This window comes from Bacillus sp. SM2101, assembly GCF_018588585.1.
GTDB lineage: Bacteria > Bacillota > Bacilli > Bacillales > SM2101 > Nanhaiella > Nanhaiella sioensis.
This window is the reverse complement of sequence record NZ_JAEUFG010000137.1, coordinates 1-573: the sequence shown is the minus strand read 5'-3', so window position 1 is coordinate 573 and position 573 is coordinate 1. Positions and strand designations below refer to the sequence as shown.

General features: G+C 35.1%; 1 protein-coding gene. It reads left to right on the top strand.

All coding sequences use genetic code 11. The annotated features are described in order from the left end of the window. Positions 1–65 precede the first annotated feature (65 nt). The coding region (locus JM172_RS25765; RefSeq protein ID WP_214485000.1) for a DUF4179 domain-containing protein at positions 66–573 on the top strand (508 nt) is incomplete at its 3' end.

Genomic DNA, 573 nt, shown 5'->3' with positions numbered 1-573 from the left:
GATAATCGGTTGTATCGAGGTAAGAAAATATTAGCCACAGATACCAAGTTAAAGGAGCTATTAGTATGAGTATGAAAAAATGGATAAATATGGATGTCGATCAACTTGAGTTACTAGACGTAACAGACATAGAAAAGGCACGTGTCAAACAACATTTACTAAAAAAACGCAAAAAATTACCGGTTTGGCGTAATATTGCTGTTGCAGCTGTTATCATTGTTGGAGCTAGTACGGCAACAGGTTTTGCATTCCCGTCTCTTGCATCACAAATTCCGTTTATGGATAATGTAATTAATTATTTTATTGATGAAGAACAACATTACAAAAATTTTGAAACCTTTTCTACTGATATTGGTCTTTTGCAGACGGATAATGACGTTACCGTCATGATTGATAACGCGGTATACGACGGCACCAACATTACAGTATCGTTTGCGATTGAAACAAATCATGATTTTGGAAAAACGATGAAAATGAGTGGAGGAAACTATTTTAATGTCATTGGTGAAACCGGTAGTGGTGGTAGTTATCAAATTAATAAGATTAGTGATACACACTATGTGGGCTTATCAA